This window comes from Chitinophaga deserti (genome assembly GCF_003149455.1).
GTDB lineage: Bacteria > Bacteroidota > Bacteroidia > Chitinophagales > Chitinophagaceae > Chitinophaga > Chitinophaga deserti.
Map to the genome: position 1 here is coordinate 189,144 of NZ_QFFK01000002.1, position 22,017 is coordinate 211,160.

Here is a 22,017-nt window from a genome sequence, read left to right on the forward strand (position 1 = left end):
GTTATTGGGTACCATGGTACCGAAAGTAATATTACAGAATTAAGCGGAATACGTCCTGAGCGTATTTTAACAAATTGTACCAGTATTTTAGCGCTGCCTATCTGAAATGCCCGCCCCGGCACCACATCAGTTATGTATGAGCCGGGGCGGATTATGCATTATTTCCCGTTTAAGAGCGGGAAAATGGGTGATTCTATATGTGCTTCCGCCATCTTTTCCCGCATCGCCTGAACGATTGCAGGGTTGTTGGCGGCTACGTTGTTCTTCTCAGCAGGGTCTTTTTCGAGATTATACAGCTCCACCGGGGCATCAGGGTTCTTCCTGATATCGAGGCGTACGCCTTTCCATTTACCCATCCTCACTGCCTGCCGTCCGCCGCTTTCATGGAACTCCCAGTACAGGTAATCATGCTTTTGCTGGCGGCCTTTGCCGGAAAGAGCGGGAAGGAAGGAAATACCATCGGTATGCCGCGGTGCGGGGGCACCGGTTATTTCCACAAAGGTGGGCAGTACATCCCAGAAAGCACCCGTGTGGCGGGAGGTGGTGCCGGGCTTTACTTTCCCGTTCCATTGCACGATAAAGGGCGTTTTAATACCGCCTTCATACAGATCGCGCTTGGCGCCTCTGAGGCCGCCGCTGCTGTTGAAGAAAGGAATATCCGCCCCGCCTTCGAAGTGCGCACCATTATCGCTCGTGAATATGATGATGGTATTATCCATCAGGTTCAGCTCAGTAAGTTTCGCAATCACCTGGCCCACGTAAGCATCCATCCGCGACACCATACCTGCATACGTGGCACGGGGCTTATCTACAGATGCATACCCCGGTACGGTGGCTCCCGGTCCATAACCGTTTCCTTTATGCGGCGTTTCAGGGAACTTGCCGTCATACATTTTAAACCATTCATCATCAGGACCCTGCAGCTCTGCATGTGGCAGCACAACCGGGATGAACAGGAAGAAAGGCTTCCCCTTATTCTCATCAATAAAATCCAGCGCTTTCTGCTGAATCAGCGCCGGTGCGTAATGTACTTTATTGGTGAGGTCATTCCCCTCCAGCACTACCTTCTGATCGTTATCCCACAGATGGGTGGGGTAATACCGGTGCGACTGCCGCTGGCAGTTATACCCGAAGAATTTATCGAAGCCCTTACGGTCAGGCGCCCCTGTGGTACCTACCATGCCCAGCCCCCACTTGCCAAAGGCTCCTGTGGTATAACCGGCCTGCTGCAGCAGCGATGCCATACTCTGAACTGTATCTGCCAGGGGCTCCTGGCCTTCGGGCTGTATTTCTTTGTTGCCACGGATGTAGGTATGCCCTGTATGCTGGCCGGTAATGAGGCTGGAGCGCGATGGTGCGCATACAGAGGTACCGGCGTAAAAGGAAGTGAAACGCATTCCGTTTTTCGCCATCCGGTCGATGTTAGGCGTTTTGATCTTTTGCTGTCCGTATACCCCGAGGTCGCCATATCCGAGATCATCTGCCAGGATAAACACGATGTTGGGCTTCCGCTGCTGTGCCATAGTGATAGTGGCCATCACCAGCATTCCCGCTGTCAGAAAGTGTTTTTTCATGTCGATAAGATAAAAAAAAGGCCGGTTAAATGGATAACCGGCCATGAAGAAATCAGTTTGTTACTTCCACCCGGTGTTCTGATCCAGCTTAGGATTCAGCACCCGCTGGTTGGATGGGATGGGGTAGAGATAGTAATATTCAGGCCATGTTCCGGGAGGCACACCTTCGTAGGCGATGTAACCTTCCGTGGCATTGTTGAGAATGGGAATCTTCGCATCCGCAGCCACATCCGTACCTTTCTTAATCCACCGGCCCAGTTTCTGTGCCATGGCGTATTCCATCTTTTTCCAACGGCGCAGGTCATCGAACCGGAAGCCTTCACCCATCAGTTCTACCGCACGTTCCCGGCGAATCTCCCAGAGCAGCGGTTCTACCGCAGCATCGCGCTGAGGGTCGTTAGGGATAGCGGCTACCTGCAGTGGAGCAACGGCTCCACGGGTGCGCAGTTTATTAATCGTAGCATCGGCTATTGACTGGTTGAACTCGCCCAGTTCATACTTCGCTTCCGCATAATTCAACAGAACCTCTCCCATTCTGAAAATGGGTGCGTCGTTGATATCCTGGTTCTGAATCCTTGCGATCTTATTGCTGAACTTACTGAAGCGGTAACCCGTATAGGTTACACAGAAAGGCTGGCCCAGCGTGTAATCCACATAATGCGGCTCCTGGCGCAGTACGATGCCCTGCCAGTTGAGGGTAGGGAGCGTTTTCCGCTTTTCATTGGAGATGTTTTGCATGGTATCGATATACTCCCTGTCTGCAGGATCGGCCGTGAGTGTGAAGTCGTAGCTGGGGTGTACGGTATTCACTTTATAAGGCGGCGGAGTGGTGAAATACAACCTGCGGTCGCGGGAGCGGAATTCGGTGAAGGGAGATTTATCACCCTGGAACTGTGGGCTGGTCCACCGGGTTTGCCCGTCGCGCATAAGGTACATGTCTGCCGCTTTCTTTGTGAGGTCCCAGCGGCCGGAGGAGTTACGTCCCAGCGAAGCGAGGGAGTGCGTCACCTGCCCGATCTCATAGCGCCTGTATAGCAGGATGCCCTGCACACCGGCCAGTGATTCGCTGTTGAAATCATCGTCGTAGCCGGGGGCCAGCGAAGGGAAGCTGGTCATCAGTTTTTGTGCCGCTGCAGCGCTGGCAGTGAAGTAAGGCTTAGGATCGCCCAGCTGGTGGTATTTCCTCCAGGCGCCTTCCATCACACCAAAGCGGGAAATGAAAGCCCTTACTACATGCACATCCACGGTATTCTCACCATCACCATCCGCTTTAATATTCGCTTCCGCCCATTGCAGCTCTTCGAGGAGCTTATCCGTGATCTGGGAACGTGGTGCGCGGGGGGCGTTGAGCAATTCGGCATCTGTGTCTGACAATGGTTTTTCGATGTAAGGCACCCCACCGAATTTGTTTACCAGCTGGTAATAATTGTAGGCCCTGAAGAAAAGACCCACAGCCCGCCAATGTTTACGGTCAGCCTCTGTGAGGTTCGTAGCATTGTCTATATTGGCCAGCATGATATTCACATTTCGGATACGGGCGTAGCCATTTGTATAGTCTTCACTTTCGGCAGGGATGGTCATACGCTGCCAGATCCAGTCGGAGATACCATTGGGATTCGCGTTAAGGAACAGGTCGGTATTATATTCCGAATTCACGGTAGCACCGGCGTAACCGGGGAACACTTCATAAAAGTTCCAGGCGTATGTTTTGAAGTTCTGGTAATTGGTGAAAGTGTATGTTTCGGTAAGCTCATCTCTTGGCTGCAGGTCCAGGAAATCTTTACATCCCTGAAGCATGAGTGTGGCGAAGCAACCGGCTATGATATATCGTTGAAAGTTCATGTTGTCAGTTTTTTGGATCAGAAGGAAAGGTTCATGCCGAAGCTGTATTTCTTCAGGGAAGGGTATATACCGCCTTCCGCGATGTTACTGGCATCACCTTCCATGCCTTTTGGCAGATGGTCGAAGAGGAACAGGTTTTCGCCGGAAGCGAAAATGCGCAGCCCTTCGATCTTAGCTTTGGCGAGTATGTGACGGGGCACGCTGTAGGCGAGGGTCACGTTCTTCACACGCAGGTAAGCGCCGTTCTGTAAATACTTCGTCTGCACATTGCGGCTGGTTGCGGTATTGCCGCTGCCGTTGGCATATACCCGCGGGTAATATCCGTTGGTACGGTTAGGCGTCCAGTAGTCGAGGTTGTGCTTATAAATAGTGCTGAACTGATCCTGGTAGGGCCAGAAGAGACGGGTGCCCATCCACAGATCCCTTTTCCCCACTCCCTGCAGGAAGAAGTTGAGATCGAAGTTTTTATACGATGCATTACCAAACATCCCGAACTGGTAGCGGCGGGTAGCGTTACCGATGATCTTACGGTCGCCCGGATCGGCCAGCGTTCCGTTACCACTGAAGATGATACCATCACCATTCAGATCGGCATACCGGATATCTCCGGGATTAGGAGCGATGCTTTTAAAGAAGGGTATCCCGGGAAGCAGTTTGCCTCCGGTGAGGTTGGCGTTGAGCGATCCTTTCTCAAAATCGTCTATGGTATAAAACCCATCAGTCACATATCCCCAGATCTCGTTGATCTTCTGGCCGGCGTAAAAGCTGGAGATAAGGCCGCCGGGGTTGTGATATCGAGTAATATGCGTCTGGTTGTCGGACACATTCAGGCCAAAGCCGTAGGTGAATTCACCGATCTTATCGCCCCAGCTGATTTCCAGTTCCCAGCCTTTCGTTTCCAGATCGGCTACGTTCTGGTTAGGTGCCTTAATGCCCAATGGAGCAGGAAGCGCTGCGCCAGGAGCCAACATGCCCAATGTTTTGCGGTTGTAAATATCGAACGTAATGCCAAGGCGGTTATTCAGCAGCATAAAGTCCACACCACCATTCAGCGTTTGCACGCGCTCCCAGGTAAGGCGGCCGCTGGGCAATGTGGGAGCCCCCAATGACGACGCACGCACGCCATTCTCATCTACCCAGCCAGAGAGGCCCGGCTGCATGCCGGGGAAGTAAGGGAAATCATCATCTACATTCTGATTCCCGATCTCCCCGAACGAACCACGCATTTTGAATTGCTGCACTGTGTTCTTCGCGAATACCATGAATTTCTCTTCCATCACATTCCAACCTGCAGATACGGAAGGGAAGAAACCGAAGCGGTCGCCCGGAGGGAATTTGCTGGACCCGTCGTACCGGCCATTCAGTTCCAGCAGGTATTTGCCTTTGTAATCATAGTTGATACGCCCGAAATAACCCAGCACCGCATACTGAGGATATGCATCCGTTGAATTGGCAGGACCGGAAGAACCTGATAAGGTAGGCACAAAGGCAGACAGCTGGTTTTCGCGGTAGGTAGTAAGGCTGTCTCCTTTATCGATTTCCATATTCGTACCGGCAATAGCTTTCAGGTTATGGCCCCCCGATAATGCCGCAGTATATGTACCATACAGGTTAAATGCGTGGTGGTTGGCCTGCGCTAGACTGCGGGTGAACCGCGAGTTGGTAAAGAACGCTTTTACATCGTAAGTACTGGGATCGATGTAATCGTTCACCAGGCGCGTATTGTATCTGTTATCCGTGTTTTTGTAGAATGTGTATTCCGCATCAACCCGGAAGTTTTTAACGGGGGTATATTCCAGTTTACCGAACAGGCGGATGTTTTCCAGCTTCCCTACATTCGCCGCTTCCAAACGTGCCACATTATTAGGCGTGCTGTAAGGCAGCTTCCGGCCATTGTTGGCAACAGCTTCGCCAATGGGAACGAACGATGCCAGCGTAATGGCATTGTAGAACAGATCGCTCAGTGCCGAAGGTGTTTTACGATGATCGTTCCGGTAAAAGACGCTTACGGAAGAGCGGAGCTTTGAAGTAAGATCGGTAGTGAGGTTAGCGTTGAAGTTATACCGGTTAAGCTTGTCGTTCCCGGAAACCATAATCCCGTCTTCCCCGGAATAGCCACCAGAAACGCGGTAGGTCGATTTTTCTGAACCTCCCGAATAGGAGAAGTTGTGCTGCTGCTCCATACCTCCTTTAAACAGCGCACCATACAGGTCCTGCTCTGCGAGGGGGTAATGCAGGCCGTTGAGGATGGCTTCGCCGGAGGGATATTTGCCCGGATCCTGTTCGTATTCTTTCAGATAACCCAGCCATTTATCCACGTCCTGTCCGCTCCAGTAACTGGTGGTACCGAAATCTTTCAGCGACTGCACCATTTCCATGGGTGTGGCTTTTACGGGGAGGGAAGCAGGTTTGCTCCAGGTGAAGTTATTCGAGTAGTTGAAGCGCGGGGGAGAATTCCGCTTTCCTTTTTTAGTTGTGATAAGGATAACGCCAAAAGCTGCGCGGGCGCCGTAAATAGAAGACGCGGCCGCATCTTTCAGCACGGTGATGTTCTCGATATCTTTCGGGTTCACATCATCTATCGCCATCGGGACGTTATCTACCAGTACCAGCGGACCGCCGCCGTTGATGGAAGCATAGCCGCGGAGGTTAACGGTAGCACCGCTTCCCGGCTGCCCCGATCCGAAAGTGATTTGTAATCCCGGAACGGCGCCCTGCAATGCCTGAGCGGTTCCGCTTACCGGCCGGCTGCCCAGTACTTCATCCATACTAACGGTGCTTACGGCACCGGTGAGGTTGGCTTTCTTCTGAGTGCCAAATCCAACCACTACGATTTCGCTCAGTGCAGCCTGATCGTCTTTCAGCACAATGCGCATTTCTCCGGAAGCCACTTTTACTTCCTGCGTGGCAAAGCCCATAGAGCGGATGATGAGGGTAGCGGTATCGCTTTTCACGCGGAGGGTAAAGCGGCCGGTGCCATCGGTTACGGTACCGTTGCCGGTACCGCGTTCCTGGATAGATGCACCGGGAACGGGATCGCCATTGGCGGCCGCCACTACACCGGTCACGGTCATTTCTTTTGCCTGTGGCATAATGGAGATCATGCTGGTTACCTGTGGCTTCATGCTGATGAGGATCATATTGCCCTCCAGTTTGTAGGTAAGCGGCTGCCCGCTGAAAATTTGTGCCAGCGCATGTTCCAGCGTCGCGTTTTTGAGGCGTACGGTAACCGTGCCCGCCTTCTCCAGTGCCTCGTTGCTATATAGCATCTGGAAGCCCGATTGCTGGCGAATAGAAGCTAATACCGATTTAAGTGAGGCCTCTTCAGCCTGTATGGTGATCTTTTGCGAATAAGCAGCATTCGAAACCTGCATCAGGACCACCGTTAGCATCAGGATGGTCAGTTTCATAACCCTTAATAGTTTTGGTTGTAGTGTGAATAAAGGGGAGCCCTTCCCGGGAAGGCACAATAATCCCCCGTAATGCATGTTTAAAGTCATACATTTGTTTTGTTAGGTGATGGAATTCGTTTTTAACTGAACGTGATAAATATTGCCTGGCACCGGCCGGTCACGCTGCAACGTGGCCGGTCTTGCATTATGGCCGATTCATTTTTACTGCATAGGCGGCTTTAGTTTTTTACTTAACGTGAATGGTATTTTGGCTGACTTCAAATTTTACATTGCCCGTAATCTCCAGCATATCCAAAGCGGCAGACAGCGGTACATTCCTCGGTATGGTACCGGTATAGCGGATACGCGGCAGGCGATCCATATCGGCCTGTACATCGTACCACCTGGCCAGCTGCCTGATTACGTCTGACAAGTAAGTATCATTAAAAACAAAGTATCCGTTCTTCCATGCCGCAGCGGCCGAAACGTCGGCAGGACCTGTAACCAGCTCCCCTGTTTTGCCATTGAGGCTGCTTTGCTCGCCGGGTGCTAGGCGGGCGGTACGCTGCCCTGCGGTTACTTCCACACTGCCTTCCAGCAGGGAAGTTCTGGCAAAGGGTTCATCGGGATAAGACTGTACGTTGAAGTGCGTACCGAGTACTTTCACCCGCTGGGAATGCGCCTGCACCACAAAAGGCTTCTTTTTATCGGCCGCCACTTCGAAATACCCTTCTCCCGTGAGCTCCACCAACCGCTCACTTCCATCGAACGCTGCGGGGAACCTTAACGACGAGGCCGCATTCAGCCATACCCGCGTACCATCGGGCAGCAGGAGGCGGAATTGCCCGCCACGGGGTGTGGATAGTGTATTCCAGGCAGGCGCGCCACTAGTATTCCCTGAACCGGGCTGTGCTTCATACACCACTTCGCCCGAAGCGGTTTTTGTAATTTTGATATTGCCCTGGCTGGCCACATCGCCGGCCTTTACATCGTCCAGCGGAATACGGCGGCCATCTGCAAGGGTAAGGAAAGCACTGTTGCTACCCGGCGCAATGTGCTGTCGGGCGGGTGGTGCTTCCACCAGCGGACCGGCATCTTTCCCCCCATACATCCACACACCGGCCGCAATGGCCAGGGCAACGGCTGCCGCGGCAGATATTTTCAGCCACAGTAACCTGCGTACAGGAGCAGGTGCCGTTCTGCGACGGATGCCTGCCAGCAGTGCTTCTTCGTCCGGGAAAGCGGGTACATCCCCTCCGGAACTGAGCAGTGCGTCGTAATAGGCGTTGAACCGGACGATCTCTTCGTCCGTAGCGGAACCATCTGTAACTCTGGCTGATAATGCTATAAAATCTTCTTTGCGCATAGGCGGTGCTTATACTATCGGCACCCCGCAAAGCATCATCCCCCAAAAGCGGGGCAAATATTTTTTTACAGGAAAAGTACCATCCAGGCCCCCAGTGCGCCCAGCCTCATCCGCAGGCGCTTCAGGGCTATGGTGATCTGGTTCTCCACCGTTTTCTCTGAGATGCCCAGGCGGGCGGCGATTTCCTTATTGGAGAGGTATTCGAAGCGGGAGAGGTAAAATATATCGCGGCAGCGGCCGGGCAGCTCATCGGTAAACTGGGCAATAATTACCCGCAGCTCCTTCAGCTCAAGGGTCAGTTCTTCCCCACCTTCGGGGATCTGCAGCTTTTCCACTTCATCGAAAAACCGGGCACGCACTTTTTCCCGGCGGATGTAATTGGCGACTTTATAGCGTACGGCCATGGCGAGGTACCCTCCCAGAGACGATACCTGCATCGCTTCGCGCTTTTCCCAGCACCATACAAAAATGTCCTGTACAATGTCTGTACTGGCAGCTTCGTCGTGAAGGATAAGGTAAGCGGTGCGGTACATATCTTTCCAATGGCGGCGATAGATCTCCTCGAAGGCCTGGCGGTTGCCGGCCCTGAGTTGTTCAAGCAGTTCACTGTCCGTATACGTTAAATATGCTCCCATGTCGCCAGCGCAATGCTCACGAAAGTAGAACTTTCGGGCATAAAATGAAAACCCCGGTGCCAAAAGGCCCCGGGGGAATACTGCGAGTATGCGTTATGAGAAAAAGTGAACTACTTCCTGACCTCCGCCCACACGTATCCGTTCGCCGGAATAGTGATGGTCACAAAGGCATTTTGCCTGCTGTCAAGCATATACTTCCGTGGAGCAGCGCCCATCACCGTAATGGTTGCCACATCCTTCAGGCCTGTATAATAGAGCGGAAGTTTGATGGTACGGGTTAAAGGCTCCGGCAGGGGATTGTATAACATGGCAAAGCCGCAGGTATCCAGCCGGTGGTTTACGTGGAGAATACCATCCCAGTCGCGCCCGTCGGGCCGGCGGAGGTGTACGATGTCTGAATGGAGGATAGCGCGGCGGGATTTGTAGAAGGCCACCATCTTCTTCACCATCGCCTTCGTTTCTTCCGTATCAAACAACCGGGGGCCCCGGTAAATAGCCTGTACCCCAGCACCCAGGAGGTTGGCCATGCGGCGCTCGTAATGGCCCAGGTGCTCGTGCAGCGGCTCAATAGTAGCTGCTGCCCCGCCGCCATGGTATTGCGTCAGCGGTACAAACATCCAGCCCATGGAAGGCGTTTTCTGCCAGGTACCGTCGTAGATGTTCTGCCGCTCAATCACTTCCTGGAACTCCCGCGGCAGCGACCAGTTCGTTTCCACATACCCCATCGCGGTTTTACTGCTGCCCGAGAGGAAGAACCAGTCGGGTACATTAAGGTAAATCCCTTCACCGCGGCACCATTTGTAAAAAGCATGTATCCTTTCCCACTGGGTCCATTGGGAATCGTGGTACCCTTTATGGAAAGCGTGTTCTGTGGAAGCACAGGCATCACCGGGATAAGCGCCGTCGTTTTCAAAAACGTTCATGCCGGTGGTATTAAAATAAGTTTTCAGTGTCCGGAAGTATTCATCGCCCCAATGGGTACTGAGACAGGGTGTTTTCCCGAAGTGGGCGCCGTTTTGCGGATTAGTGGCCGGCTGGCCGGTACGCTCGCTGATGATCAGGTTCTCCGGTTTGCCTCCGCGGCTTGCCAGGAGGGAATAGCCGCCAAGGGCCACCCCTTTGCTGCGGGCATAATCCCCGAGCATTTTCATGCGTTCCAGGTAAGCGGCATCTTTCTGTTCGATGTTGAACCCGCTCCCGAATGTCATGATTACCATTTCGAAGCCTGCTTCGGCACATTGGTCGATGGCCAGTTTAACGGCATCGGTTTCTGCGCTGCGCACGTGCATAAACATGGGATTCTCCTGCGTCCAGGGGGCCATGGCACGCCAGAAGCGCATTTCTGCAAGGCCTCGCCGCTCATCGTCAGTAGCATCGCGGAGCATTTCGAAAGCCCTGAACGATTCCCATTCCTGACCGGGAGCCAGTGTAACATCCGGCCCGAAAGGCGGCGTACATTCAACCCGTGCGGGTTTGTATTGCCCATAATACCGGATACCGGTTTTCTCATATTCCGGATGGTCGTGCACCCATCGCACGCCGGGGTTATCTTTCATCGCCTCCATATCGCCGCCCATGGCGTAGTCGGTTACAACAAACAGTTGCGTGAACCGGTCTATGTAATCGCGCGGGGCATCGGTCTGGGTTTCTTTCTGCGGCGATTCCTTCCTGCCGAGGATGCGGTATTCCCTTGGGGAGCCGGCGTCTACCTTTGGCGCGGTTTCTACCAGTGCCAGTATTTCCGATTTAAACCGTTCGAGGCGCAATGGCTGGCGACTGTTGTTCACCAGCCGCATCCATTTACTCATCACGGGCATGCCGTCGTAAAGCTCATATACTACCTCAAGGGCCACGCCTTTCAGGGCAGCCGGGCCCTCGTACCGGAAAGTGATCCGCCTGCCGGGAGCGGGCCAGGGAAGGTCTTCCGTGAGCCATGCTTTATTTCGCTTCCAGGGAAACCGGGCCTGCGTGGGGCCGGTTTCAAACCCGCGGTAACGGAATCCTGTAGTGTCTGCCGTCATATTGTCGATGGCCGCAGCAGTAAGGAAGTTCTGCACCGGCTGCCCCTGCAGGCCGCCTATTGCCCATGTTTTCCCGTCTATCACCAGCTCTGCTTCCGGCCGTACAGCCCGCAGTTCCTGCTGGCCGGTCATCCCGTTTTCAAGCCCTACAGTAGCACAGCCTGCCCCTACGCGGAAAGTGCGGGCCATGAGGCCATTGGTCAGTACAATATCTTTTCCTGATTTGTAAACGCCAGCTTTGTTCTTCCCGCTTTCCAGCATCCAGTCGCCACGCATTTCCTGTTTAACCGGAAGTACGGGCAGCTGTTGAGCAACAATGCTCATGGGTGCGAAACCCACGAGCATTGTCATCATTACACGTTGTCTATTCATCAATCTATGTTGTGCACATTTGGAATTTCTGATTACCAGCCGGGGTTTTGCACCAGGTTCGTCTCCACGTTGATCTGGCCTTGTGGCAGTGGCACGTAATACATTTCCGGACGGAAGAAGCGCTTCTCCGCTTCGATCTTTTCATACAGCCAGTTGCCTGCGCTTCCCGTGATCTTGGTAGCATAGAAAGGCATACCTCCGGGGGAGCCTTCGAATTGGTCAGCAGTTTTTGTACGACGGTTGTCCCAGAACCGGTGCCCTTCGAAGCACAGCTCTATCCGGCGCTCGTTGAGGATGAAGGCACGCATCTGTGCTTTATCGGCTGTTACGGGGATACCATAATTACCATCAGCACCCGCTGCAATTCCCGCACGGCGGCGTATATCACGGATGGGCTGGAACACAGCCTCCGTAGGTGCGGCCGCAATCTCGTTCTCTGCTTCCGCCAGGTTCAGTAATATCTCTGCATATCGGATAAGCGGATAATTATGCTCGGTACTGCCCTGGTTGCCTGTTACGTTTTCATCCAGCATCTTGCGTACATATGCACCGAAGCGGGTGGCATAGCCATTGGGGTCGGAACCCATGCCATCGTTAGGCGCCATGAAATAAGTGCTGATGGCAGAGTAGGTGCCGCTGTTGTTCCTCCAAACAGTACCATTGGTTAAGATGGAATACCTGAACCGTGGCTCGCGCCCTGCATACGGATCCTTCTCATCGTACCCGGAAGCCGGATCGGTGATGGGCAAACCATTGGCCATAGGGAATGCATCCACCATTGTTTGAGTTGGGAACACAAAAGAAACGTTGCTCTGCGGTGCGCGGGATTTCGGCAGGAACAGGAACTCCAGCGAACGCCCCGGTGCATTCATAAAGCAGAAAATCATTTCATTATTTACACGTGTAAGGAAGGTTTTGTAGTAACCATATCCCGGCTGTGAATTGTCTGTATACAAACTGTATTTGTTCAGATTGATCACTGCCTGTGCCGCATCTCTCGCCAGCACCCAGCGGTTAGCATCCTTAGGCGATTGCACGAAAGCCTTCGCCGCTTCGAAACCGGATAATGTGGAAATGCCTTCACCATTATACAGCGGACTGGCAGCATACAACAGAATGCGCGACTTCAGCGCCAGGCAGGCTCCTTTGGTAGCACGGCCATAGTCCTGCGATTCATGATCAAACGGGAGCAGCACAGCGGCGTCGTCGAGGCTTTTCAGCATGTAATCCACCACATCCTGATAAGAATTGCGCGGCAGGTTCAGCTCATCGGTAAGCTGCAGCAGGGGCACTATAGGCACACCGCCGTATGTACGCCACAGCAAGAAGTAGTACCAAGTACGCAGGAACTTCGCTTCGCCCTCCGTCCGGTCTTTCAGACCTTTACTGAGCGGTACCACCGGTAACTTGGACAGGTAACGGTTTGCGCGGCGGATGTTGGCGTAACAGTCGTTCCACATGCCATTAAACGGACAGTTTGCCGGCGTAAACGAACCATTGTTATACATCACTCCTGCCTGTCCCGAGCCTGTGTACGACACTTCTCCATTATCGGTACACACATCCGTTGGCACACCGAGGTAGTTCACAGGCAGGGAACTGTGCTGCACCTGTGTGTACATCCTGTTGAGGAAGTTCATGGTACGGGCACTGTCGGCAAATACGGTTTCTTCATTAAGATCGCTCGGCACTTTTGCGTCCAGGAAGTCAGACGATTTCTTACAGCCTGTTACCGCTATCAGCAGCACTGCGGCATAGCCTGCATATTTTCGAATCAACATTGTTGTCAGCATTTCAGGTTAGAAATTGATTTGAATACCTGCGTTGATAATCCGCTGGATGGGATAATTCGCATTACCATCGGGCCGCTCAGGGTCCCACTGGGCATACAGGTCACTCATCTTCGACCAGGTAAACAGGTTGTAGGTATTGGCGTAAATGCGCGCACCTTCCAGCCTTACCAGTTGCGCAACGGAGCGAGGCAGGCGGTAAGCCAGCTCCACGTTCTTTATACGCAGGTAATCGCCGCGGCGCAGCCAGAAGGTAGACATAGACCCGTTGCTTTGTGCCGTGGTGGCAGCCAGCGAATAGAACTTCGCATCATTGCCTTTACCCGGCACCCAGCGCTCCTGGTGAATAGGCAGCAGGTTCGATTGGAATGGTGCTGAGGCCTGCCCTTCAAACTTCACACTATACAGCGCCGCGCCCTGCAGCAGTATGCTCATATCAAACTGTTTCCAGGAAAGTGAAAGTGTAAATCCATACTGGATCTGTGGCACGCGGGAGTAACCAATGGGCACCTGGTCGTTGTTATCGATCTTTCCATCGCCATTGATGTCTTTAAACTTAAGCGCTCCGGGGATGAGTGTACCTGCAGGGTTGGCACTGGTATCGATATCCCGCTGATTCTGATAAAAGCCATCCCAGATGTAACCGAAAGGCTGATCTATGGGGCGGCCCGTACGGCGGAGGTGCGGATAACGGGGTTCCGGCTCATCGCGCTCCACCACTTTACCTTTCTGGAAAGAGAATACGCCGGTGATTCCGTAACCCCAGTCGCCCTTACGGTCGTTGAAGTTCAGCTCCAGTTCCAGCCCGCGCGTTTGCACCTTGCCGAGGTTAACCGGCGGCAGGCCTACACCCACTATGGTAGGTACGGAGCGGGTAGTTAAGATGTCGTAACGGAAACGGTCGAAGTATTCGAGGGTAACGCCCAGCCGGCCTTCAAACATTGCAGCATCCAGGCCAATGTTCCACTTACGGTCTTTCTCCCAGGTTACATTATCATTGCCCAGCGTTCCTTCGATAATACCGGGAAAAGAGGTGGATACTTCACCGAAATAAACAGTCCCGTTGCTTTGATACACCTGCTCATACACGTAACTGTTGGTACCCACATCGTCGGTTCCCGTTAAGCCGATAGACCCGCGAAGCTTCAGGCTGCTGATGGCTTTGATGTTGTTTTTAAAGAATGGTTCGTCGCTGATGTTCCAGCCTGCCGATGCCGCGGGGAACCATGCATAACGCTGGCTGCCTTTGAAACGGTCGGAACCATTGTAAGCGCCGCTTAACTCCAGCAGGTACTTACGGTCGTAGTTATAAGTCACCTTTCCGGTGAAGCCCCTTTCCGCATAAATTACTTTCTCATCCGCACCGGCACTGTTGCTGCCACGATGGTGACTGGCAGAATTCAGCAGGCCCATGAGGGTAAATCCATGCTTCTTAATATTCCGCACATAATCTACCTGCAGGATGTTGGTAAAGTCATGGTTTACCAGTCCTAATGTTCCTCCGCGGCTGGGAGGGTCCAGTTTGGTAACACCCTGGTCGCGCGGCTCATACAGGTCGTTCACCACATCGTACCGGTACGAGGGGAAGTTGCCCCGGGTAAGGCTGCGGGTATGTTTGTTATCGTTATTATATCCCAGCAGGAAGCGCGCGGAAAGGCCCGGCGTAATGAAATCCAGCTGCTGGTTGATGCTCATGTTGGTGTAGATCTTATTGGTATAGTCCCGGTTGTAACCCATATAGGTCAGCAGCCCCACCGGGTTGCGGAACAGGGTAGATCCTCCTGCCCCCAGCGTACCGTTCTTATTATAAATAGGATAAGCATACGGAGGCAGGTTCTGGAAAGCACTGATGGCGCTGTACAGATCACTGGTTCCGTTCGGACTGTTCACCTCATTGAAGTTGCCTGACGCACTCACTTTAATGAGCGTGGTTTTGGTAACATTCATATCGAGGTTGGAGCGGAAAGAATAGCGCTTGAGATAATAGTTAGCATTATATCCCTGCGATTTACTGAAATCTTTAAAGATGCCGTTCTGGTAATCGTACCCGAAAGAGGTAAAGTATTTTACTCGTTCCGTTCCGCCGGAGATATCGATTTTATTGCGGTTCTGATATGAGCTTTTCTTCAGCACTTCTTCATACCAGTTTACATCAGGGTATAGGTAAGGATCGGAGCCGGTACGGTACCCTTCGAGGGCAGCATCGGAGAGGAAGCCGGGCTCCTGCACCACAGGGTCTTTCCCTTCGTTCATCCAGGCTTCGCGGCGCAGCAGGGCCGACTCGTAAGAGTTGAGAAATTTAGGCAGCGCCGTAGGCATTTGCATACCGTGCTCTGTAAGGAAGTTCACCTTTGCCGGGCCGGTTTTACCACGCTTGGTAGTTATGAGTATAACGCCATTTGCACCTTTGATACCATATACCGATGTAGAGGCCGCATCTTTCAACACGGAAATAGTTTCTACTTCGTTTACGTCCATTGTTCCCAACACATCGTACCCCACTTCAATGTCGTCCATAATAATCATGGGGCGGTTATTGCCGTTGAAACTTCCCTGTCCTCTTACGTAGATGTTTCCAAGATCAGCACCGGGTTGCCCGCTGGTTTGAAGGCTGGTAACACCGGAAAGTCTTCCTGTAAGCGCGTTACCGAGGGTAGGTGAAGAGCTTTTGCTCAGCTCGGTACCTTTCACACTCGATACGGAAGAGGTCATGCTCTTTTTTGATTGCCGGCCATAGCCTACCACCACCGCTTCGTTGATGTCGATAGAACGGCGTTCGAGCCGGATGTTAAGCACGTCGCCGGAAGGTACTTTTACCTGGTTGGCGAGGTAGCTCATATGTGAAACGAGCAGGATGCCGCTATTGCTTTTGAGGCGTAGTTCAAACTTCCCGGTAAGGTCTGTCACCGTTCCGTTCTGCGTGTCCTTTTCCTGGACGGTGGCATTTACCACCGGTTCGTTATTGGCATTCACAACAGTGCCTTTCAGCACCTTTCCGCTTTGCGCCATTAGCTGTGCGCTGCAGAGTGAAAGGATAAATATGAATAAAGCGATCCGCTTCATAGTTTTCGGTTTTTAGGAAGATTACCAGTTGGGATTTTGGCCGAGTGCGGGTGTTTTCTGCACTTCGAGCAGCGGTATGGGATAGCGGTACATCCGCCGCGCATCGAAGGATACCGTTTGGATAGGCACACGCTCATAAGTAAGCGCACCATTAGCCGCTTTGGTGATCTTCATGCCGTGAAGGGAACCGCTGAGTACCGTTTCCGCTATTTTCCACCGGCGTATATCCCAGAAGCGCTGTTCTTCAAAAGCCATTTCCGTTCTTCTCTCATTGCGGATAAACGTGCGCATCACGGTTTTATCAGTAATAGCGGGGATGCCGTATTTACCATCGGCACCAGCTTCGATCCCAGCGCGTTTACGGATGTCGGTAAGCAGCTGAAACACGCGTGCCACAGGGCCTTGTGCTTCGTTTAGTGCCTCCGCACAGTCGAGCATCGTTTGCCCATACCGGAAAATCGGGAAGTTGTGGTTGGCATTGGAATAAGATGATGCACTGCCGGAAGAGGTCATGAACTTGCGCATGTAATAGCCGGTGCGCGTAGCAGCAATACCATTACCCGGTTTATCTCTCCCGCCTTCAAAAGTTTCAATGGGGCGGCCCAGCCAGCTCATGCCATTGTGGAAAACAGTCAGGTAAAAACGAGGGTCACGGTCTTTATATGGATTGGCCGGATCATAGCCGGATGCCGGGTCACTGATCGGCAAGCCCGACTTCATAGGGAAAGCATCCACCAGCTCCTGGGTAGGACTGGTAATACCACGCCCGCCACGCTGGTAACCGATAGGCTCGTTCTGGCGCTCTACATTGGAGTTAGCCGCCGTCTGGTAAGCCAATATAATTTCCGGGCTGTTGCGTGTGAGGAAAACGTTACCGAAATTAGCCTCCAGCCGGTGGTACGGACTGGCCAGCACTTCTTCCGCAGCATCCGCCGCAGTTTGCCATTGAGCCGTAGTAGCCGAGGGGTTCATATACGGACTGGCAGCATACAGCAAAGTTTTCGCCTTCAGTGCCAATACCGCAGCTTTGGTAATACGGCCCAGATCTACATCATAATATAATTGCGGACGCACGAGATCTTTAATAGCATCACATTCCTTCACGATATAATCTGCCACTTCCTCCGCAGCGTTTCGCGGCAGGTTAAAATTATCGGAGGTTTGCAATACACGGTCGCCCAGCAGCACTGCCCCTCCATAACGTTTATAGAGTTCGAAGTAGCTGATGGCGCGCAGGAAGCGGGCTTCCGCTTTCCAGTATTTGTTCAGCGAATCGGCCACGGGCACCACGTCTATATTGGCGAGGAAAATATTTGCCTTCCGGATGAGCATGTACTGGCGTGCCCAGGCGTCGTCTGGGTTAAAACCATTGGTTATTCTTCCGGTTTTAAAAAATTCGATGGTTGAATTTACTTCAGACGACATGCCATCGTCTGACCCGGCATCCAGCACATCATTACCAATACGGTTGAAACCCTGGGGTAGGCTTGAATACATATCGGTGAGGTAAGCGTTGGCACGCTGGCCCAGGGGATCGGTACGGTCGAAAACATATTCTTCCGTCAGCAACTCCAGCGGCCCATCTTCCAGCGATTTCTGGCAGGCGGAAAAGCCCAGCGCCACACAGGCCAGGCCCATCCATATATATTGACTGTTCCTTTTCATCATGATTGTTGGCTTTGGCGGTTAAAATTTGATGTTGATGCCGGCGTTGAACACGCGCATGTTGGGATACCCCAGCGAGTAAGATTCCGGATCCAGATCTTTCAGCTTCGTAGAAGTAAGCAGGTTATACCCGGTCACAAATACACGCGCCTCTTTCAGCCTCACCGACTTCAGCCATGCCTGCTGGAAAGTATATCCCAGCTGGAGGTTCTTGAGGCGGAAGTAATCCGCGTTTTTGATCCAGAAGGATGAAGGAGCGTGGTTATTAGGATTAGGGCCTGCAGAAAGGCGGGGGTATTCTGCAGTTGCAGCGGTTTCAGGCGTCCAGCGTTGGAGGTGATGACCGAATACAGGAGTACCAAGGCCCTGGAACTCCCAGTAACTGCTGCGCCCTAAATTAATAGTGCGGTTCTGCGTGCCATAGAATACGGCGTTCAGATCAAAACCTTTCCATGCCAGCCCCAGCTGCATGCCATAATAATATACAGGCTTCAACCGGTCGATCTGTACCTGGTCATCAGCATCAATCAGTCCATCCCCATTCTGGTCTTTAAACTTCAGGTCTCCGGGAACTGCGGTGTATCCTGTAACAGTGGGAGCTTTTGCGGTGATGTCTGCTTCGGTCATATACCCGATCGTTTCATATCCAAAAGGAACACCTACAGGTTTACCCGTCCGTTCCAGCCAGGGGTATGGCCTGCCTATCTCGTCCTGGAAAAGCACTTTCGATTGTTCGGAATACAGGTTGGCGGTAATATTATAATGCAGGCTACCTGCATTGTTGCGGTAACCGGCATAGGCTTCAAACCCGCGATACTCATTGCGCCCGAGGTTCATCACCGGCCAGGTGTTACCCAGCAGTGCAGAGCTGCGCCCCGGAGCCTGAATCAGGTCTACAAAGCGGTGGATGAAGTAATCGGCTCCCAGTTGCAGATGTCCGTTGAAAAAGCTGCCATCGATCCCTGCATTGAATTTCTTTCCTATTTCCCAATCGCGCCGCGGGTTCACAAGACTGCCTTCTGCAACACCACCCGTACCCACGGGTGAAACACCGAAAGTATATCCTGCTGTTCCTGAATAAGACTGGTTATAAGCAAAGTAACCCGCATTGGCATTGGCGGTATAGCCATAAGCGAGGCGGGGCTTCAGCGCGGTAATAATATTATTGCTGCCGATCAGGCCGGAGCGCATCACATCCCAGGCTACGGAACCGGATGGGAGAAACACACGGCGCGTGGCAGAAGGCAGGTAGTTATAACTGGCCCACATGGCGTTCAACTGTACATAGAATTGTTCTTTCCAATTGTAATCGCCTCGCGCACCATACTGCCACATTTCTGCAGGCAGCTCCATGCCGTTGGTATTCTGATCGCGATGCGCAAGCAGCAGGGCAGATATATTATGCTGCCCAAGGGATTTATCGTACCCCAGCATAAACTGTGTAAACAACTGGCGGTTCACCTGCGCTACATCGGGATTCTTCTGCTGTGCGCTTACATCGCCGAACTTCTGGTAAGTAGTATCTCCCGCTGCATCGATGTTCATTTTAAATACAGGGAAGTTCTTGGCGAAATTCACCGTCTCGAAATAAGATGAGTAGAACGATACATTAGCCGCTGCATACAAACCTTTGGTAATGAATGGCAGATACCGTTTCACCCTGCCGTCTACCGCCAGGTTCCTCGTACTGTTGGTACGGTAACCGCCCCGGTTCAGCTGCGCGAAAATATTGTTGCGGTAATCACTGTTGCCACCCAGCGAACCGTCCGGGTTGAAGATCGGGTAGGCATTGGGCGGAGTACTGGCCATATTAAAGAAGGTAGAGCTGGTGAAGAAGCCGGGCTCCTGCGAATTGCCGAGGTTCCCCAGTACGTTAAGCCCCACTTCGGTATCACGGTCAAGCTGAATATCCAGTCCGGCTGTGAGGTTGTAACGCTTGTAATTGGCATTGGTGCTATAGGTGTTAGACCCGTCGGTTTTAAAAATCCCCGCCTGGTCCAGGTAACTTACCGATGCGAAGTAGGATGCCTTCTGCGTTCCGCCGCGCATATTGAGGTTGATGCGGGCAATGGGAGTGGAGCGTTTCAGCACCTCATCGTACCAGTTTACATCGGGGTACCGGTAAGGATCGCTGTGTGTGCGGTAAGCTTCCAGTTCCTGGTCGGAATAAAGCGGCGCACGCCCGTCGTTACGCAGCGCTTCATTATAGAGCGTGGCGTAATCGTAAGAGTTGAGGACGTTTGGCAATTGCGTTGGGTCCTGAACACCATATTGCGCCGTGAAGGAAACAACGGGCGGCGCATTCAGCCCCCGCTTGGTTTTAATGAGTAAAAGGCCTCCCTGTGCGCGGGCGCCATACAGCGCCGTGGCTGCCGCATCTTTCAGAACCGTTACCGATTCAATGTCGTTCAGGTCAATGTCTGTGTAATTACGCGGAACGCCATTCAGAAGAATGGTAGGCGTTTGACCGCGCAGACTGAAGAGCCCTGCATCCAACCCCGGCTGGCCGGTACTCTGGAGGAGGTACAGCCCGGGAAACCTTCCGGAAAGACTGTTGGTGACATCTGCTACCGGCGCCTGATTCAATACGGAGCCGGAAACAGAGTAACCGGACAGGGTGGCGGTGTGCCGGAGCAGAAGGTCGGCCGTGTCGCGGTGAATGACGCCGGCGGGCGGAAAAAGGGTATCTGTCCTTCCGCCATCATAGGCATAGGCGGCCGTGCAAAATCCCATACCTGCCAGGCAGCATAGCGTAATGCTTTTCATGTTTACCATTGTTAAGTGTTCTTGCCTTGATTAGTTAAAGCGGATGCAAGTGAAGTCGTCCTACATTTCAATCGATTTCAGAGAAGCGGCTGAAAGGAAATTCTGGTTGATTAGCGATTGGAATTGTCCCCTGTCGTTGTGGAATAATGATCGTTGCTGGTTGACTACATACGTCCGGTTGCTGCAGGTAAATTTATCCCTGTGCAGCGGGGAGGATACCGGTGAGATTGCTCAAAAACCCCGGTTGAATGTTACTTCCGGTTATCTTGATGGGCATTGCATGCGTGGGGTTTAATATTCTTATTGGACTGAAGGTGAATTGCTTAACCTTTCCAAAGTCAAAAAACTATCAAATTGAGTGAAAATTGGAATGGGGGTATGAAGAAGCAGTGCGAATGATTAATTTAGGCCAACTATGATCATACTTATTCAATCGAAAGACAGGGTTGGACTGGTGGCCGATGTATCGGCAATTCTGGCAAAAGCGGGGCTGAACATCGTATCGCTCCGGGAATTTGTGGATAAGTCAGACAACAGGTTTTTCATGCGGATAGCAGCGGAAAATGAAACCGACGCTGCCGCCCTCGAAGCATCCATCCGGGAGGTATTGCCTGCCGAAGCCCTGGTAAGTATTAACCCACGGCCCGATAAAAAGATTGTGGTGCTGGTGACCCGGGAGTACCACTGCCTGGCAGACATACTCGTCCGCAATCAGTTCAACACCCTGGGGGCAACGGTGCAATGCGTGATCGGCAACCATCCCCACCTTGAAAACATCTGCAAGCGCTTCAATATACCCTTCCACCTTATTTCCCATGAGGAGGGCGACAAGTCGCATTTCGAAACCCGTATCCGGGAGCTGATAGACGTGGAGGCACCGGATTATATCGTGCTGGCGAAGTTCATGCGCATACTAAGCCCCGAATTTGTGGCGGCCTATCCGGAGCGGATCATCAATATCCACCATTCCTTTCTCCCGGCTTTTGCAGGCGGGCACCCGTACCGGCAGGCTTTTGAAAGGGGCGTGAAGCTGATAGGGGCTACTTCGCACTTTGTAACCAACGAGCTGGATGAGGGGCCCATTATCGCACAGCAGGTAATCCCCGTCAACCATACTTATACCGCCAGCGATATGATGAAGGCAGGCAAGGAGATTGAAACCTCTGTTCTGGCACGTGCCCTTCAACTGGTTTTCAGTGACCGCGTGTTCGTTTATCACAATAAAACCGTGGTTTTCGAATAACAACTTCCGTCAACGGTGTTTACCAAATTGTCTGAGAAATTTCATTCCCGGCTAACATTATGTTAATCAGAACATCCATCTCAAATTCCATGCTATTATTTCTGCCATTTCGCTGAAATCCTTTATGACTAATGGTTTCAGCAAACAGCAGTTTTGCAAAACTTACTGACACCCTACTGCCATCCTTCAGTGATCCTTCAGTGGTGTTCAGTGGTGGCACAGGTTTGAGGGTGTTTGACTGAAGGTTCACTGAAGGTTCACTGAAGGATCACTGAAGGATCACTGAAG

At 52.4% G+C, this 22,017-nt stretch carries 11 protein-coding genes; 1 reads left to right on the forward strand and 10 read right to left on the reverse strand.

All coding sequences use genetic code 11. The features are described 5' to 3' along the window. Positions 1-158 precede the first annotated feature (158 nt). The 10 genes from DEV76_RS04785 to DEV76_RS04830 form a co-directional block, all read right to left on the reverse strand. Positions 159-1,574, reverse strand: coding sequence for an arylsulfatase (locus DEV76_RS04785; protein ID WP_109696649.1), 1,416 nt, complete (start codon positions 1,572-1,574; stop codon positions 159-161). A gap of 60 nt (positions 1,575-1,634) precedes the next feature. After that, positions 1,635-3,416 carry a RagB/SusD family nutrient uptake outer membrane protein gene (locus tag DEV76_RS04790; protein WP_109695670.1) on the reverse strand — a complete coding sequence of 594 codons (1,782 nt, stop codon included), beginning with the start codon at positions 3,414-3,416 and terminating at the stop codon, positions 1,635-1,637. 17 nt (positions 3,417-3,433) lie between these two features. Beyond that, positions 3,434-6,826 (reverse strand): TonB-dependent receptor, encoded by a 3,393-nt coding sequence (locus DEV76_RS04795; protein ID WP_198651943.1) that lies wholly within the window; start codon positions 6,824-6,826, stop codon positions 3,434-3,436. Between the two features lie 229 nt (positions 6,827-7,055). Further along, complete coding sequence (locus DEV76_RS04800; RefSeq protein WP_109695674.1) at positions 7,056-8,174, reverse strand: FecR family protein; 1,119 nt, start codon at positions 8,172-8,174, stop codon at positions 7,056-7,058. Positions 8,175-8,239: 65 nt separating this feature from the next. Further along, positions 8,240-8,809: an RNA polymerase sigma factor gene (locus DEV76_RS04805; protein WP_109695676.1), complete on the reverse strand. Its 570-nt coding sequence runs from the start codon at positions 8,807-8,809 to the stop codon at positions 8,240-8,242. A gap of 110 nt (positions 8,810-8,919) precedes the next feature. After that, complete coding sequence (locus DEV76_RS04810; protein ID WP_198651944.1) at positions 8,920-11,202, reverse strand: alpha-galactosidase; 2,283 nt, start codon at positions 11,200-11,202, stop codon at positions 8,920-8,922. Between the two features lie 32 nt (positions 11,203-11,234). Beyond that, on the reverse strand, positions 11,235-12,983 hold the full coding sequence (locus DEV76_RS04815) for a RagB/SusD family nutrient uptake outer membrane protein (protein ID WP_198651945.1): 1,749 nt from the start codon (positions 12,981-12,983) through the stop codon (positions 11,235-11,237). Positions 12,984-13,001: 18 nt separating this feature from the next. Next, on the reverse strand, positions 13,002-16,055 hold the full coding sequence (locus DEV76_RS04820) for a SusC/RagA family TonB-linked outer membrane protein (RefSeq protein ID WP_109695680.1): 3,054 nt from the start codon (positions 16,053-16,055) through the stop codon (positions 13,002-13,004). A 21-nt stretch (positions 16,056-16,076) separates the two neighbouring features. Beyond that, positions 16,077-17,723 carry a RagB/SusD family nutrient uptake outer membrane protein gene (locus tag DEV76_RS04825; protein ID WP_109695682.1) on the reverse strand — a complete coding sequence of 549 codons (1,647 nt, stop codon included), beginning with the start codon at positions 17,721-17,723 and terminating at the stop codon, positions 16,077-16,079. Positions 17,724-17,741: 18 nt separating this feature from the next. Further along, complete coding sequence (locus DEV76_RS04830; RefSeq protein WP_157962719.1) at positions 17,742-20,486, reverse strand: SusC/RagA family TonB-linked outer membrane protein; 2,745 nt, start codon at positions 20,484-20,486, stop codon at positions 17,742-17,744. A 415-nt stretch (positions 20,487-20,901) separates the two neighbouring features. Between DEV76_RS04830 and purU the strand changes: the two genes are divergently transcribed. Then, positions 20,902-21,729 carry a formyltetrahydrofolate deformylase gene (gene purU / locus DEV76_RS04835; RefSeq protein ID WP_109695686.1) on the forward strand — a complete coding sequence of 276 codons (828 nt, stop codon included), beginning with the start codon at positions 20,902-20,904 and terminating at the stop codon, positions 21,727-21,729. Positions 21,730-22,017: the final 288 nt, after the last annotated feature.